The 14,998-nt window shown below is 33.0% G+C and carries 12 protein-coding genes and 4 pseudogenes; 14 read left to right on the top strand and 2 right to left on the bottom strand.

Features of this window, described 5'->3' with window-relative positions:
- Positions 1-174: 174 nt before the first annotated feature.
- The 3 genes and pseudogenes from BWGOE10_RS33125 (at position 175) to BWGOE10_RS12635 (ending at position 4,050) form a co-directional block, all read left to right on the top strand.
- A pseudogene (locus BWGOE10_RS33125) lies at positions 175-1,761 on the top strand (spore germination protein).
- Positions 1,758-2,861, top strand: a complete 1,104-nt coding sequence (locus BWGOE10_RS12640; RefSeq protein WP_070142614.1) for a spore germination protein — start codon at positions 1,758-1,760, stop codon at positions 2,859-2,861. Before BWGOE10_RS33125 ends, BWGOE10_RS12640 begins: the two are co-directional and overlap by 4 nt.
- Positions 2,845-4,050, top strand: coding sequence for a Ger(x)C family spore germination protein (locus tag BWGOE10_RS12635; RefSeq protein WP_070142617.1), 1,206 nt, complete (start codon positions 2,845-2,847; stop codon positions 4,048-4,050). Before BWGOE10_RS12640 ends, BWGOE10_RS12635 begins: the two co-directional genes overlap by 17 nt.
- 49 nt (positions 4,051-4,099) lie before the next feature.
- Here BWGOE10_RS12635 and BWGOE10_RS12630 read toward each other — a convergent pair.
- Positions 4,100-4,498, bottom strand: a pseudogene (locus tag BWGOE10_RS12630) (site-specific integrase); the annotation flags it as partial.
- 230 nt (positions 4,499-4,728) lie between these two features.
- On the opposite strand from BWGOE10_RS12630, the gene BWGOE10_RS12625 reads away from it, so the two are divergent.
- The 5 genes and pseudogenes from BWGOE10_RS12625 (at position 4,729) to BWGOE10_RS12605 (ending at position 8,783) form a co-directional block, all read left to right on the top strand.
- The gene (locus BWGOE10_RS12625) at positions 4,729-5,055 is read left to right on the top strand and encodes a heterocycloanthracin/sonorensin family bacteriocin (protein ID WP_070142619.1); all 327 of its coding nucleotides are present in this window, start codon (positions 4,729-4,731) and stop codon (positions 5,053-5,055) included.
- 324 nt (positions 5,056-5,379) lie between these two features.
- Positions 5,380-5,904 (top strand): GNAT family N-acetyltransferase, encoded by a 525-nt coding sequence (locus BWGOE10_RS12620; RefSeq protein ID WP_070142621.1) that lies wholly within the window; start codon positions 5,380-5,382, stop codon positions 5,902-5,904.
- Positions 5,905-5,958: 54 nt separating this feature from the next.
- Positions 5,959-6,885 (top strand): GNAT family N-acetyltransferase, encoded by a 927-nt coding sequence (locus tag BWGOE10_RS12615; protein WP_070142623.1) that lies wholly within the window; start codon positions 5,959-5,961, stop codon positions 6,883-6,885.
- 169 nt (positions 6,886-7,054) lie between these two features.
- Positions 7,055-7,511: pseudogene (locus BWGOE10_RS12610) on the top strand (GNAT family N-acetyltransferase).
- A 402-nt stretch (positions 7,512-7,913) separates the two neighbouring features.
- Complete coding sequence (locus BWGOE10_RS12605; protein ID WP_070142625.1) at positions 7,914-8,783, top strand: DUF2935 domain-containing protein; 870 nt, start codon at positions 7,914-7,916, stop codon at positions 8,781-8,783.
- Between the two features lie 201 nt (positions 8,784-8,984).
- Here BWGOE10_RS12605 and BWGOE10_RS12600 read toward each other — a convergent pair whose 3' ends face one another.
- Positions 8,985-9,875 carry a DMT family transporter gene (locus BWGOE10_RS12600; protein ID WP_070142626.1) on the bottom strand — a complete coding sequence of 297 codons (891 nt, stop codon included), beginning with the start codon at positions 9,873-9,875 and terminating at the stop codon, positions 8,985-8,987.
- A 114-nt stretch (positions 9,876-9,989) separates the two neighbouring features.
- Between BWGOE10_RS12600 and BWGOE10_RS12595 the strand changes: the two genes are divergently transcribed.
- The 6 genes and pseudogenes from BWGOE10_RS12595 to BWGOE10_RS12570 all read left to right on the top strand — a co-directional run bounded on the left by BWGOE10_RS12595 (position 9,990) and on the right by BWGOE10_RS12570 (position 14,933).
- A complete protein-coding gene (locus tag BWGOE10_RS12595; protein ID WP_171903110.1) occupies positions 9,990-10,607 on the top strand; it encodes a helix-turn-helix domain-containing protein in 618 nt (205 codons plus the stop codon).
- 301 nt (positions 10,608-10,908) lie between these two features.
- Positions 10,909-11,859 carry a hypothetical protein gene (locus tag BWGOE10_RS12590; RefSeq protein WP_070142881.1) on the top strand — a complete coding sequence of 317 codons (951 nt, stop codon included), beginning with the start codon at positions 10,909-10,911 and terminating at the stop codon, positions 11,857-11,859.
- Between the two features lie 116 nt (positions 11,860-11,975).
- Complete coding sequence (locus tag BWGOE10_RS12585) at positions 11,976-12,314, top strand: hypothetical protein (protein ID WP_070142630.1); 339 nt, start codon at positions 11,976-11,978, stop codon at positions 12,312-12,314.
- A gap of 164 nt (positions 12,315-12,478) precedes the next feature.
- Positions 12,479-12,628 carry an aspartyl-phosphate phosphatase Spo0E family protein gene (locus tag BWGOE10_RS12580; protein ID WP_070142632.1) on the top strand — a complete coding sequence of 50 codons (150 nt, stop codon included), beginning with the start codon at positions 12,479-12,481 and terminating at the stop codon, positions 12,626-12,628.
- Positions 12,629-12,743: 115 nt separating this feature from the next.
- A pseudogene (locus tag BWGOE10_RS12575) lies at positions 12,744-13,472 on the top strand (alpha/beta fold hydrolase).
- A 60-nt stretch (positions 13,473-13,532) separates the two neighbouring features.
- On the top strand, positions 13,533-14,933 hold the full coding sequence (locus BWGOE10_RS12570) for a protoporphyrinogen oxidase (protein WP_070142634.1): 1,401 nt from the start codon (positions 13,533-13,535) through the stop codon (positions 14,931-14,933).
- The last annotated feature ends 65 nt before the right edge of the window (positions 14,934-14,998 follow it).

Here is a 14,998-nt window from a genome sequence, read left to right as displayed (position 1 = left end):
GTGGAAAGTTTTTATACAAGCCTTTATCGTACTTTTCATTCCATATATAATTTCAAGATTTTTTAGTTGGATTCGCACATTAGAAAAAGAATAATATAACGAACTACATTCAAGTGAAAACAAATATTGATATGTAAAGAAGAGTAGTATAGGAAGTTTTTTTGAGAAAGAGTGATGAAGGTGAAAGCGCAGGATTCAATAGTTAATCAAAGCCAAGAACAAGGCAATACATATGAGAATAACGCGATCCAAGTTTCTGAAGACTACTTTACAGGTGATTTCAACTTAGATTTAGAGGTTATAAAAAAAGAAGCTCTTGATAATTCGGATGTTTATTGTCGAGAGTTTAATATCGGCGGGACTAGCATCCGGGCAGTTCTTGTTTTTGTAGAAGGGCTGTCAGATAAAGATCTTATTGATATGCAAATTATGAAATCATTAATGTGTAATTTTCCTGATGAGTATAAAGATGAATCATCTAATATGAAAGATAGTGTTTCAAAAGAGTTTATTAAAAACCGAGTTCTTCCTATTAGTGGAGTGGAGGAAGTACAATCTGTGCAAAAAATGATGTCAAAAGTGTTAATGGGTTCAACGGCATTATTAATTGATGGATTATCAGATGTTTTCATAACTTAATACAAAAAAAGGAAAAACACGTAATGTTGAAGAGCCAGTATCAGAAGGATCGGTCAGAGGTCCACGGGTAGGTTTCACAGAAGTTTTGTCGGACAATACTGCTTTGTTGCGGTTACACGGTGAAAATGAAGGATTATCATTAGTGAAATTTCATGTAGGAGAACGGGCTAAGAAAGAGTTGGTTGTTGCCTTTATGAAAGAGATTGCTGTTCCAGAATTAGTAGAAGAAGTTAAGAAGCGAATTCAGAAAATTAATATTGATAATGTGCCAGAGTCAGGTTATGTAGAACAACTAATTGAAGATAATTATCTTAGTCCCTTCCCGCAAGTACAGAGTACGGAACGTCCTGATAAAGTTATCGCTGCATTAATGGAAGGAAGGGTTGCAATTTTATTGGATGGAACACCTTTTGCATTAATTGTTCCGGTTACATTTAGTATGATGATGCAATCGCCTGAAGACTACTATGAACGTTGGATACCAGGTACATTGATTCGTTTATTGCGCTTTGGAACAGCTATTATTTCTCTATTTGCTCCCGCTCTGTACATTTCATTTATTTCATTCCATTCCATCCTGGATTGATTCCAACTAAGTTAGCCATTTCAATTATAGGAGGGCGGGAAGGCGTTCCCTTTCCTGCAATTATAGAAGGATTATTTATGGAAATTGCGATTGAAATTTTACGAGAAGCAGGGTTACGACTACCTAAACCGATTGGTTCAGCGATGGGAATTGTAGGTGGATTAATCATTGGGCAAGCTGCTGTATCAGCTGGAATCGTGAGTCCAATCATGGTGATTGTTGTGGCGGCCACAGCTATTTCTTCTTTTGCACTTTCTCATTATAGTACAGCAATCCCATTACGTATTCTTCGCTTTGTAGCGATGTTTTTCGCTGCCATATTCGGATTATATGGAGTTATTCTATTTTTCCTATTTATATGCAGTCATATTGCAAGGCTTAAAAGTTTTGGTGTACCGTATGCTAGCCCGGCTGTCTTATATCAATTTACTGATTGGAAGGACTTTATCGTTCGTATGCCAATACAGATGATGAAGCGACGTCCAAAAATGTTGAATTTAAAAGACTATGTACGGAAAGGAAGTGAAGAGGAATGATTACTAACTCAAAGGACAAAATTCCAACTTCCCAAGCAGCGGTTATTCTTATCAATTATATACTTGCTATCGGAATTCTCACTTTACCTAGAACAGCAGCTGAGAAAGTGCATACACCTGATGTTTGGATAACGGTTATTTTAGGAGGATTAATTGCGATAGTTGCAGGCATAATTATCGTGAAGTTAAGTCAACAATTTCCTGAAAAAACATTTTATCAATATAGCCAAGAACTTGTAGGGAAATGGCTTGGGGTGTTAATTAGTTTATTGATTATCGGTTACTTTTTAACACTTTCGTCATTTGAACTTAGATCGTTGGAATGTATAACAAGCTTCTTTCTACTAGAAGGTACACCTGACTGGGCTATTATTATGCCATTTATGTGGATATGTCTATATCTGAATTTAGGTGGAATAAATGCGATAGCACGTTTATTTGAAATTATTTTTCCAATTACAGTTTTTATTTTCTTAGTGACATCTTTTATGAGTATAGGAATATTTGAACTCGATAATCTTCGTCCTGTATTAGGATTAGGGATTGGTCCGGCATTAAAAGGCCTAAAAACAACAACTATGGCATATTCGGGTGCTGAAATTATGTTGTTACTTTTAGCCTTTATGAAGAAGCCATCTCAAGGTGTAAGGGTTGTAATAATTGGCACTATGATTCCTTTACTTTTTTATGTCATTACAGTTGTAATGGTTATTGGTGCGTTTTCTATAGATGGAGTATTGGTAAGAACCTGGCCTACAATAGATCTAATGAGAAGTTTTGAAATTCAAGGTTTAATTTTTGAACGGTTCGAATCTTTGTTATTAGTAATATGGATTATGCAAATTTTTGCAACGTATACAATCTGTTATTATGCAGCTGCTTTAGGGTTAGCGCAGATTTTTAATAAAAATATTCATTCCTTCTTGTATGGATTACTTCCAGTAATATATATCGTTGCTGCAATTCCAAAAAACATAAATGAGTTATTTGAATTTGGAAATATGATTAGTAACGCAGCAATAATTTTATTTGGTATGCTTCCGTTTCTTCTCCTTATGATTTCGAAGGGAAGGAAAAAAAGGCATGAACCAAAATGTTAAAGGTAGAAAAATTATTATAAGAATAACGTCATTAGTTTTTCTCTTATTACTTACAGGATGCTGGAGTAGTCATGAAATTGAGGAGTTAGGTTTCGCCGTAGGTTTAGCAATAGATAAAGAAAAAAAAACAAAGATTGAGAAAGAAATTGAAGAAAAGGGCGGCGGATATAAAAAGAAGAATTTAATAACAACCACTTATCAATTCGTTAAAGTACAATCATCATCAGACGGAGGAAAAGGTGGAGTATCACAACAAAAAGCTTACATGAATGTTGCTGAAACAGGAGATTCTCTTCATCAATCAATACGTGAAGTTGCATTAAGAAGGCAAAGGCCTATCATTTTTCATCATACGAAAGTAATAGTTGTTAGTGAAAGTATTGCCCGAACATATAATTTAACACAGTTATTGGATATCTATGTTCGTGATAATGAGATGAGACCTAGTTGCTTTATTATGGTTAGTAAAGGGCTAGCTAGTGATGCGTTAAAATCAAAAGAATCAGGGGAAATTCCAGCATTTCGCTTGATTGAAATTGAAGATAATCAATATAGATCCTCACGAATTTTACCACCGATGCCACTTGCAAAACTACCAGGAAAGGTGAAATCTGGGGCGAGTTTTCTTTTACCAAATGTGATTTCTATAAATGGAGAAGTGAAATATGTAGGTGCTGCTGTTATGAAAGGAAGTACCAAAAAACTCCGTGGCTTTTTGAACGAGAATGAATTAGAAGGCTTAATGTGGATAACTGCAAAAGGAAAAAGTGGCCTGGTGAAAAGTTATGATAAAAAGACGGGAAAATTAGTTATGTATGAAGTGAAATCTATGAAAAGTAAAATTACGCCCCATGTTAAAGGGGATAAGCTCTCGTTCGATGTCAATGTTCAGTCTGTGGGCCGGTTATCTGAAAATTGGTCTGAGTCAGAGGAAGCTTTTAAAAATGCATTTCTCAAAAGAGTGGAGCAATCTGCCCAACAAGAAGTGAGGCGATTAGTGAAACATACATTGCAAAAAATTCAAAAGGAATATAAAACTGACGTTGCTGGCTTTAATACTAGTTTGAAAATCGAGTATCCAAAAGTATGGAAGAAAGTTGAAAAGGATTGGGATAAAGTGTTTAGTAAGACACCAATCAAATATAATGTAAAGCTAACAATTGAAGATTATGGTACAGAAGGCGCTTAATGAACAACATGAAAGTTACAATAGCTCTGAAGCATGAACATTTTAATAAATATGCTGTACCTAGTCGTAATTTCTCTTTATTTACTTGAAGTCTACGTTTTTTTAATTCTTCAATTGCCTCTAAAGGAATAGGGATTGTACGCTTCGAAGAGTATGTTTTTGTGCTGGTTTTAATTTTATTATCATGACCTAATGTTTGATTAATTGTAACTGTATGATTATCGAAATCAACACCTTGCCAACGTAAACCTAAGACTTCACCTAGCCTCATTCCTGTAGTTATTGCTAGAACAAAGCCAGTATGATATCGTGAGTTTTGTGAATGTAACAAAATTTTTTTTACTTCGTCCTCTGTCCATGTTTGGATAGAGGTTTTTTCTGATTTAGGTATTTCAGCAAGGGCAACAGGATTTTGGTATATGATACGTTGTTTCACTGCTAAATCTAAATGTTATTGTTTAAATTCATATTTTATAATTTCCATTTATAAAAATGAGCCCATAGTAAAAACAACCTAAAAATAGGCATATGAACAAGGTGCATCATCTAGTGATAGGTCATATTTTGTTGGTGTACGTATTGAACTTAGTTTTTAGCGCTATTTACTACTTAGATTTAACGAACAGAAATATAGGAAAGCATCGATGGGGTTTTAGTTTATAAACGGAGGTCATGAAAATGAATAAGTTTCAACAAGAACTACAAGCGTTAAGCCTTAATTGTTATCAGTCTGGAAATGTTGTGTATTGGGACCAGCAAAACCAATATCCATATTACTATATTGAAGGTGATGCTCGTCGCTGTGGCGGTTGTGGTCGTTGTGGCGGTTGTGGTCGTTGTGGTGGTGGTGGATTTCGTTGTGGTGGATTCCGTTGTTTTGGTTGCTTCGGTTGCTTTAGTTGTGGTGGTTGTGGTGGTTGTGGTGGTTGCGGTGGTTGCTCTAATTGTTTTGATGGTTTTAATGGTACTACTGATACTACTGGTACTACTGTAACATTTGGATAAAGTTTAATCAGAAATGTTTTACAACCCCTTATTTGATAAGAGACAAAAGGAATCCATTTTGAAAAAAGATTGATCAAAACGGATTCCTACTGTGTGAAGCAATATACAATTTTTATAAAAAAGTGCTAACAAGTTTGCAAACGAACTTGCTAACACCTATATGAAATAGACATAAAATATCGCTGATATGTTACTTGATAAAATGATAATAATTAAACACTTATAATGAATAATAGGTTAATATAAAAATAAATGCAAAATTCTTTATTTTATAATAATTCACAAGTACTGGTAAATACAATCACTAATAATAGGAGTGGGGAAATGACAATAATACCTATAAGAAAAGATGAAGCCCTAATTATTAATATGGCAAAACTATATTGTAAAGTATTTGATAAAACAAATTTTTCTGACATGGTCGAACGGATTAAAAGACATATCGGATATACGGATTTTAAAGGTATAGTAGCAATAAATGATGAAAATGAAGTTATTGGTTTTACTTATGGTTATCGTTCATTGGAAGGCCAGTACTATAATCAATTAATGAGAGAAGCATTGAACTTGGAACAAATAGACCAGTGGTTAGAAGATTGTTTTGAATTTGTAGAGTTAGCAGTTCACACAGAATATCGAAATGAGGGTCTTGGGAAGAAATTACATAATGGATTATTAGAAGGCATTCCAAATAGAACGAGCGTTTTAACAACACAAATAAACAATGAAAAAGCGCGTTCTTTATATGAAAAATTAGATTGGGTAAATGTATTGGAGCCATTTCATCCAAGTAAAGATGATGTTCCATATGTAATAATGGGAAAATTTATAAAAGCGAAAGTAAACTAGTAACTAATTTGTTCACATAAGTTATTTGTTTATGAAAATTAAGGGGAAAATGAAATGACGATAATATCTATTGAAAAAGCTACAATTTTAGATGCTGAAAAGTTAACAGAAATAATGAGAAGAACATTTGATGAAGAAGCAAAACAATGGTTGTGTGATCAAGATGGTGTAATTGATTATAACATTCAGCCACCAGGATACTCTTCAGTTGAGATGACTATATATTCAATTGAAGAATTGGATTATTTTAAAGTTAGAATGGATGAAGAAATTGTCGGTGGAATTATAGTTACGATTTCTGGTAAGTCTTACGGTAGAATTGATCGTATATTTGTGGATACTATTCATCAGGGGATAGGGATTGGATCACAGGCTATCAAGTTTATAGAAGAAGAGTTTCCAAGCGTAAGGATTTGGGATCTTGAGACGTCTAGTAGACAAGTTAATAATCATCATTTCTATAAAAAAATGGGCTTTGAGACAATTTTTGAAACGGAAGATGAATATTGCTATGTAAAAAGAATAAAGACAGTTTCAAGCGAAGAGAACTTAGTTAAAAATAAAGATATGAAAAGTGGGCAATACGAAAACTGTAATTTGGCAAATACAGAGTATTATCAGGTGAATTTAAAGGGTAGTTCATTTGTTAATAGTAATGTAATGCATATGAACATGAGTAATTGTAATTTAAGTCAATCAAAGTTTAAAAATATTAATCTAAGGAACTCCTCATATGCAGATTTAAATCTTTCAGGCAGTAAATTTAATTTGGTGACTTTAGGTGGAGTTCAATTTAAAGATACAAGCCTTGAAGAAGGTAAGGAGTCTATTTCTTTTGAAAGATGCAATCTTGAAGGTAGTAAAGTAATTAATTGTAATCTTAAAAATGTTGAAATACAAAATAGTGATATAACAGGTATGAAAATAAATAATATTCCTGTAGAGGAACTACTTGAATTGTATAATCGGGTGAATAGTTAAAATAAGGTCGCGTGGATTTTTCTAAGTGGTAGAGTGAAGAGGTTGGGTTTGAAAAATGTTATTATACTGAAATAATTATATAAAAATGACATGATTAATTAAGTTTAGGAAGGATTTTCATATTGCATATTAGAATATCTATATGATTATTTGAATGGAGGAGAGAAAGATGGAGATTAACGTTAGAGCAGTAGAAATACAAGATGCTAGAGCAATTCATCGTATATGCAATGGAGAATAGAATTCGAAATTTAGCACAGAATCAATTTGAATTTGTAGCAGAATATGATGGAGAAGTTGTTGGATTTGTCGGTTTAACCCAAAGCCCAGGACGAAGATCTCACTCGGGTGATTTATTCATCGGAGTAGATAGTGAATATCACAATAAGGGAATTGGAAAAGCACTTCTTACAAAAATGCTGGATTTAGCTGATAATTGGCTAATGTTAGAACGAGTGGAACTTGGTGTATTAGAAACGAATCCTAGAGCCAAAGTATTATATGAAAAATTTGGATTTATCGAAGAGGGTGTAAAGGTTGGGAATTTGAAGGCTCATGGGAAATTTGTTAACGAAATCATGATGAGTCGTTTTAGGCCAAATGGTTTGATTTTACATAATAAATAGAGGTGTAAATTGAACGGAAATATCGATTTGTTTTGAGAAAAGTATGGCAAAAGGACGCCATGCTTTTTTTAGTTTATAAAAAGTCAAGAGGAATTTTTATTTAACGGATGTTTTAGCAGGTGAAGCATTAGGAATCATCTTGACCTGGAAAGCATATGACTTAATAGAATCTATTTCTATGTGCAAGGGGAATGAACAAAACTTATTAAAGGTGTAGATCAACCTGCGCCAGGCAACAAATAAAAAGTATGAGATAGGGAAAAGCATATGTGAAAATTTCAAAAACCTTGAAAAAATGATCATAACAATTTATTTATATTTTATTTATTTTCATACATAGCATAATAGCGTATTCAAGGGATAAGGAGTGATTGTAATGTACCTATTCCTGGACATTTTATTATGGACCCACAGCGGGCTATGCTGTTGCCACCGGAATTGAAAGCAGCTCCACCTGAATCATTAACAGAACAATTATTTATTGAACGATCTATAACTGAAAATAGATTTTGGTTACGGATAATGAAAGAGCATGCTTTGTTTCTTGGTGAGGGGTTTAATCGTAACGATAAAAATTTAATTCAGCAGGTAGAGCAATTTTATAATCAGTTTGATAGGCAGCTGCAAAAAGCATTTACTATTCCACAAACTGTTCAAGCGGTGAGGCAATTAAATGAAGAGAGCATTCAGTTAGTGTATGCTTTTCGTAATTATAAAAGAAATTTACTAATTTTAATCATCAATTGTAAAGTGAAAGGGTTTAATTTCCCACTTTTAGTGGATCATGTTGCACGAGAAGCAGAATATTTTATGCGGACACTTCAAAAGTTTAACGAAGGGAAAATGGATCCTATTCAAGATGCGATTATTAGTGAGAATGTTTTCTGGCTACGTATTATGATGGAACACTCACGTTTTATTGGATCATTACTGGATCAATCGGAAAGAAATCTTGTTCATACAGCGTTGAAATTCGGTGATGATTTCGAAATTTTGCTTAACCAAGCTAGAGATGTTGAATCAATGTTATATCAAAAAGAGCCGACATATCCAATTATAGGAAAAATGAATAAAGATAGTGAAAACGCCACTGTTGAGTTAAGGAATTTCAAAAAAGCAGGATTAGAGTTAATTCAAACATGTCAAATCCGAAATGTCATAAATCCATTGCTTGCTGATCATGTTACAAGAGAGGCAGAGCATTTCCTCTTCATGATTCATGTATTGGAGCAAAGGCTAAAGCAAAAGCAGGTGGAACAATCTCCGCAATAATAAATAAACAAGAAAAGCATGACATTAGTTTGTCATGCTTTTCTTGTTTATCCCGCTATTTGTGGGCAGTAAAACTCCTACCTCAAAATTCGGCTGGAGTAAAGAAGTTAGGTGGGAGATAAACTGCCCGTAAACGCCCGATTGGTGAGGGCTGATAATCAGCGGGGGATGAACAAAACCCCCACTGATTAAAGTTTCACTTTATAAATTGTGATTTAATTGTTTCGGTTGTAATAAAAATAATGCTAATCCAATGAAAATAAGTAGAATTCCTAGTCCTTGCTGTAAAGAAATTGTTTCATCTAAAATGAAGTAGGCTAGAATACAAGTTCCAATTGTTTCTCCTAAAATACTCATCGAGATAACAGTAGCGCTAATCCATTTTAATAACCAATTGAAAATTGTTTGTCCTAAAATCGTTGCAATGAATGCCAGACCTATAAAGGACCACCATGTTTGTGCAGTGTAATTGAAGAAGGATGACTGCTGTGTGTAAGCAAATATACCGAGAAAAAGTGAACTACTGCCATAACTAATTACCGAGTACGGTATTAGGGATAGGTCTTTACGAACATGTTGACTAATGAAAAAGTAAGCTGTTATGACGCCAGCAGCAATAAAAGCTAAAATATCGCCGTATAAAGCCTCGCCACTAATTTGAAAATCTTGCCACCCAATCACGATACTTCCTGAAATTGCAATAAGGCAGCCTATAATTGCACCTTTCGTAAACCGTTCCTTAAATAAAAAATAACCACCGACCATTGAAAATAAAGGTTGCAACGTTACAATAACTGTAGAACTTGCTACAGAAGTATACTGTAATGATTCAAACCATAGTACATAATGAGCTGCTAGAAATAATCCAGATAAGAGTCCAAATCCCCATTGCTTTTTTGATAATGAGCGAAGTTCGCTTCGATTGTTTGTATTAAATATTAGAAACGGTAAAAGAATTACCGTAGCAAACAATAATCGATAAAAAGCAGTGATTGCTACAGGGGCATCTGCTATTTTTACGAAGATTGCTGAAGTTGATAAGGCGAACACGCCGAAAAATAAGATGAAATATGAAAGAATAGGTGATTTCAAAGATTGTCCCTCCGTTTGATTGTTTATTATAATGAACTATATATAATATAATGTACAAAAGTTAGTATATAAGCCTAAGATGAAATAAGGAAGGATTAATTGCCACTGTTTAGTATGTCAGCACAAAAGGGACGAAAGATGTATTATGATGGACGAAAGGAAGTTTTAAAAATGATTCATTATCGACTAGGTCAAACTGTTTTAAGTTATCGTAAGAAAAATAATATGACAATTCGTGAATTTGCTGATTATGCAGGAATCAGTACTTCACTTATTAGTCAAATTGAAAGAGGACATGCCAATCCTTCTTTAAATGTATTGGAATTAATAGCGAAAGCATTAAATGTACCGCTATTTACTCTTTTTATTAATGATATTGATACAGACTCGCTTATTTCTAAGAAGAAAGATCGGAAAAAAGTATATCGAGAAAATAATGATCATATTGTTTACGATGTATTAACACCAGATTTTATGAAAGCTCGTATTGAAATGTTAATGATGGATTTAAATGGATATGCAAATACAACAGAAAGTCACTATTCCCACGAAGATAAGGAAGAAATTGCAGTTGTAATGAAAGGGGAAGTGTATGTGGAATTAGAAGGGCATGAATATTTTTTAGAAGAAGGTGATGTTGTGCGTATTCCACCGAACGTGAAGCATAGATTTTTGAATAAGAGTGATGAAATGAATCACATCTTATTTGTGTTAACACCTTCGTTAAGCTAAATTGCTTTCTGTAAATACATACACATTTGATTTGCACTTTCGTCAATTTGAAAATGAAATAATAAGAATATCCAAATTGGAGAAGATGAGAGATTTCACAAAAGAAAAAAACAAAAATAAGATAGTTCCATGACTATCAAACAAAATAATTCAGATGAACAAAGAGTGAAAATTTTTAAGGCTTTGGCAGAAGTGAAATAAATCGAAATGAATCGTTTCAAGAGTTTTTACCTGGGTTTTTGGCGACTTTGTAGAGGTCGAAAAGCTCTTTTTATTGGGATTTAGAGGAGAGATAGTAATGATGGAAAATATAAGTGTTTTAAAAGATGGACTTTCAATTATCTCTCAATGTAAAAAAGAAACAAATGATATTTGGCATGCGCATTTCGGAGCAGCTGCAATTGCTAGTTATTTTTTTACAAAAGATAATAGTATTGATGAAGAAACAACATGTAACATTTATTCTCAAGCGAAAATGATGCTCCATAGGCAAAGGTTAGGCGAAACAATTGATAATAAACAAGGTATCGATTTTCAAAGCGCTGAAGAAGTGATAATCAAATCTTTGGAACAAACGATTGATGAACTCCGTTGGGTTGGTCATAATGTAATTTACTCTTCATTAAGTTTATTAGCCATTAAGGAGTTAGGCCATTGGGGGGGTGAGCAAGATATTAATAATATAGCAAACCTTATATTATCGTTTCAAAAAACAATTCCCGGTAGGTCTTGGATTGGTTTTACAACTAAAGAAGTAAAGCAATTAAGCATATGTAATGATGAGATTCAAAGTGAAATTAAAAACCCAAAGCAATTATCTAAATTTATTTTAAATGAATTATCTAAATTTAATGTTATATATAAGGCGGAATCCCATCACGATTTAATTGGTCATATGCTTACCTTCTCACATGCGACTAATATATTATATGACTTAGGGCATATAGAATTATTTCAACGAGGAATAAAACCACTATTAAAGCTAGTTTATGTACTTAGAAAAAGTCGCAATTTAATGCCGAATGCCCAAATAATCTTGAATTCTCCTGTAGATCGTTTACCTCTCACAAAAGCAAAACAAGTTGATACACTGCCGCTAGATAATGCATTCTGGCTTAAAGACTACAGCGAATTTAATTGGGATTTTGGGCACATATTTAAATTTTCATATAGTTATTTTGATCACTTAACAAGGGTTCCAGAATATAAAGATAAAACATTTGAGAAATTCTGTTGTATTATTAATGAGTAAAAGTGCCTAACTTTAAATTAATAGTAAATGGCACACATTCATAAACTAACATATTTATAAAAATATGAAAGTTTTTTGTAATAACTTATTATATTTTACGTGAGAGGATGTAGAATATGTTTATTTCTGTTACTAGAATGCGTCTAAAAGGAAAAAGGATGTTACCGTTCTTTTTTATATATACAACGAGAGCTGGACTACAGGCAAATAAAGCGAATGGCTTAATACATTCTTCATTTGCAAAAGAAGGATGGCATACGTTTTGGACGTTAACGGTTTGGGAGAATAAGGAATGTATGAAAAAGTATCGTAGTAATGGAAGCCATTTAAAAGCCATGAAAATAGCAAAAAAGATAGCGAATGAATTAGAATTTACAAATTGGGAAAGTGATACGATTCCAAAGTGGGATGATTGTAAGGACGTGTTACATAATAAATATGGTAGGAAATTATAATGACCTGTAATAATAGGCTTAGTTTAAGTCTCTTTTTTTGTTAGTAGTATATTTTTTTTTTTTTTAATATGTAAGATTTTACATTAGCATGAGACTTTTACTTATTATGTAAGTAGGCTATACTAAAATACATACATTTTGAAATTGGAGCGAATAAAGACGACATGGAGTTAGTAAAGTTAGAAAAAATAATTGAATTGAAAAAAGAAGAATTATTGAATCTAGTCTCAAATTATGGACTTCAACATGAAAAAGTAATAGAACTCAGCCAAGAAATTGACAAATTAATAAACTGGTTTATGTTTTTAAGATAGAATGAACTATGACGTGGTTTGAATATGTTGTAGTTCTTTTTTATTTGGAAATTCAAAAGTATATTCGATATACTATCAATAAACAGAATATTGCATTTTTAAAAGAGGGAGATATATGATATTACATACGTATATTTCAGGTGAAGGGCAACCAATTGTGCTTTTACATTCTGGTGGTATGACAGGTTTAGTAGAGTTTGACGAACAGGTGGAATTTTTTACAGAAAAACAATATTAAGTAATTCGTCCTGATTTGAGGGGACATGGAGAATCAGGAGGTACATTAGATAATTATTTTCTTTGCTCTGCTGATGATTTGAATGATACACTAGAACATTTGCATATTAATAGTTGTCATATAGTGGGTGTTTCACTAGGGGGGATAGCCGCTTTATTATTTGCAAAAAAATATCCAGATAAAGTGAGGACATTAACTTTTTCAAGTATCTTTCCTATTGAGCGAGATAATTGGGAAGAGTCTCAGGAGTATGAAGTAAAGTGTCATCAACAGTTGATGGGAAATGAAGAAGTTGTAACTTATATGAATCAAATTCATGTGAAAAGTGATTGGAAAGGGTTGCTGAAATCGTGGCAAGTTAAGGATTGGTACCCATTTCATGAAACGGGTGATGTAGCTAATCTTCAAGTACCTACACTGTGTATTGTTGGGGGAGATTCAGAAGATGAAGTTACAGCCGCTACAACGTTTAAACAATTAAACAACAATATACATATTGCTGTTATTCCGTTTGCAGGTCATTTAGTACATAATGATCAACCCAAAATATATTCATATATATTGTCTAATTTCTTACAGAATGCGCAAGCTGCTAGTCGAATATGAGGAATTTTGGGTATAATATAATAGGATTTATTAATTGTATCGGTTAGGAGCGCAGCAAATATGAAAACAGTCGTTGTCATCGGTGGAGGTATTACTGGACTTTCTACTATGTTTTACTTAGAAAAATTAAAGAAGGATTATAATATAGATTTAAATTTAATTCTTATTGAGAAAGAAGAGTATTTAGGTGGTAAAATCCACAGTGTGGAAGAAAAGGATTTTATCCTGGAATCAGGAGCAGATTCAATCGTAGCTCGTAATGAACATGTTTTGCCGCTTGTAAAAGATTTAAATTTAGAAAATGAAATGGTATATAACGAGACAGGTATTTCTTACATATACGCTGATAATATATTACATCCAATTCCTGCTGACACTATATTTGGGATTCCTATGAGTGTTGAATCATTATTTAGCAGTACGCTAGTCTCAAAAAAAGGGAAAATCGTTGCTTTAAAAGATTTTATTACGAAAAATAAAGAGTTTACAAAGGATACATCACTTGCTGTATTTTTAGAAAGCTTTTTAGGGAAAGAGTTAGTGGAAAGACAAATTGCGCCTGTACTTTCAGGTGTATATTCTGGTAAATTGAACGAGCTTACTATGGCATCTACATTACCGTATTTACTTGAGTATAAAAATAAATACGGAAGTATTATTAAAGGTTTTGAAGAGAATAAAAAACAATTTCAATCAGCAGGAAATAAAAAGTTTGTATCATTTAAAAGTGGATTATCTACGATTATTAATCGCCTAGAAGAAGTGCTGACTGAGACTGTCATTAAAAAAGGTGTTGTAACGACAGCTGTAAGTAAAAAAGGTGATCGATATGAGATTTCTTTTGCAAATCATGAGACAATACAAGCTGATTCTGTCGTTTTAGCAGCTCCGCATGATATCGCACAAACTTTATTACAGTCTAATGAGTTAAATGAGCATTTTAATACATTTAAAAATTCATCACTTATAAGTATTTACTTAGGTTTTGACATACTAGATGAACAACTACCGGCTGACGGCACAGGTTTTATCGTAACGGAAAACAGTGATTTACATTGTGATGCCTGCACATGGACAAGCAGGAAGTGGAAACATACATCGGGTAAACAAAAGCTATTAGTAAGAATGTTTTATAAGAGCACTAATCCAGTATATGAAACGATCAAAAGTTATAGTGAAGAGGAATTAGTACGAGTAGCTTTATATGATATTGAAAAGAGTCTTGGAATTCAAGGTGAACCAGAAGTAATTGAAGTTACAAATTGGAAAGATTTAATGCCGAAATATCATTTGGAACATAATCAAGCTGTTCAATCATTACAAGAAAAATTGGCCGTTCTGCATCCTAATATATACTTAGCTGGAGCTTCATATTACGGTGTAGGAATTGGTGCTTGTATTGGAAACGGAAAGAATACTGCCAATGAAATAATTGCGACATTGAATGAACAGTCAAAATAATAATATTGAATACATATGTAAATAAAATGTCCCTCCATTATGTTGGAGGGACATTTTATTTGTAA

The organism is Bacillus mycoides, assembly GCF_001757995.1.
GTDB lineage: Bacteria > Bacillota > Bacilli > Bacillales > Bacillaceae_G > Bacillus_A > Bacillus_A mycoides_B.
The sequence above is the reverse complement of the archived record's forward strand: the minus strand, read 5'-3'. Positions and strand labels throughout refer to the sequence as shown.

Excerpts from the sequence above, each read along its gene's own strand:
- BWGOE10_RS12605 (WP_070142625.1), top strand. The coding sequence starts at position 7,914 with ATGGACCCACAGCGGGCTATGCTGTTGCCACCGGAATTGAAAGCAGCT.
- BWGOE10_RS12570 (WP_070142634.1), top strand. The coding sequence starts at position 13,533 with ATGAAAACAGTCGTTGTCATCGGTGGAGGTATTACTGGACTTTCTACT.
- BWGOE10_RS12595 (WP_171903110.1), top strand. The coding sequence starts at position 9,990 with ATGTCAGCACAAAAGGGACGAAAGATGTATTATGATGGACGAAAGGAA.
- BWGOE10_RS12635 (WP_070142617.1), top strand. The coding sequence starts at position 2,845 with ATGAACCAAAATGTTAAAGGTAGAAAAATTATTATAAGAATAACGTCA.
- BWGOE10_RS12620 (WP_070142621.1), top strand. The coding sequence starts at position 5,380 with ATGACAATAATACCTATAAGAAAAGATGAAGCCCTAATTATTAATATG.
- BWGOE10_RS12580 (WP_070142632.1), top strand. The coding sequence starts at position 12,479 with ATGGAGTTAGTAAAGTTAGAAAAAATAATTGAATTGAAAAAAGAAGAA.
- BWGOE10_RS12640 (WP_070142614.1), top strand. The coding sequence starts at position 1,758 with ATGATTACTAACTCAAAGGACAAAATTCCAACTTCCCAAGCAGCGGTT.
- BWGOE10_RS12590 (WP_070142881.1), top strand. The coding sequence starts at position 10,909 with ATGGAAAATATAAGTGTTTTAAAAGATGGACTTTCAATTATCTCTCAA.
- BWGOE10_RS12625 (WP_070142619.1), top strand. The coding sequence starts at position 4,729 with ATGAATAAGTTTCAACAAGAACTACAAGCGTTAAGCCTTAATTGTTAT.
- BWGOE10_RS12615 (WP_070142623.1), top strand. The coding sequence starts at position 5,959 with ATGACGATAATATCTATTGAAAAAGCTACAATTTTAGATGCTGAAAAG.
- BWGOE10_RS12585 (WP_070142630.1), top strand. The coding sequence starts at position 11,976 with ATGTTTATTTCTGTTACTAGAATGCGTCTAAAAGGAAAAAGGATGTTA.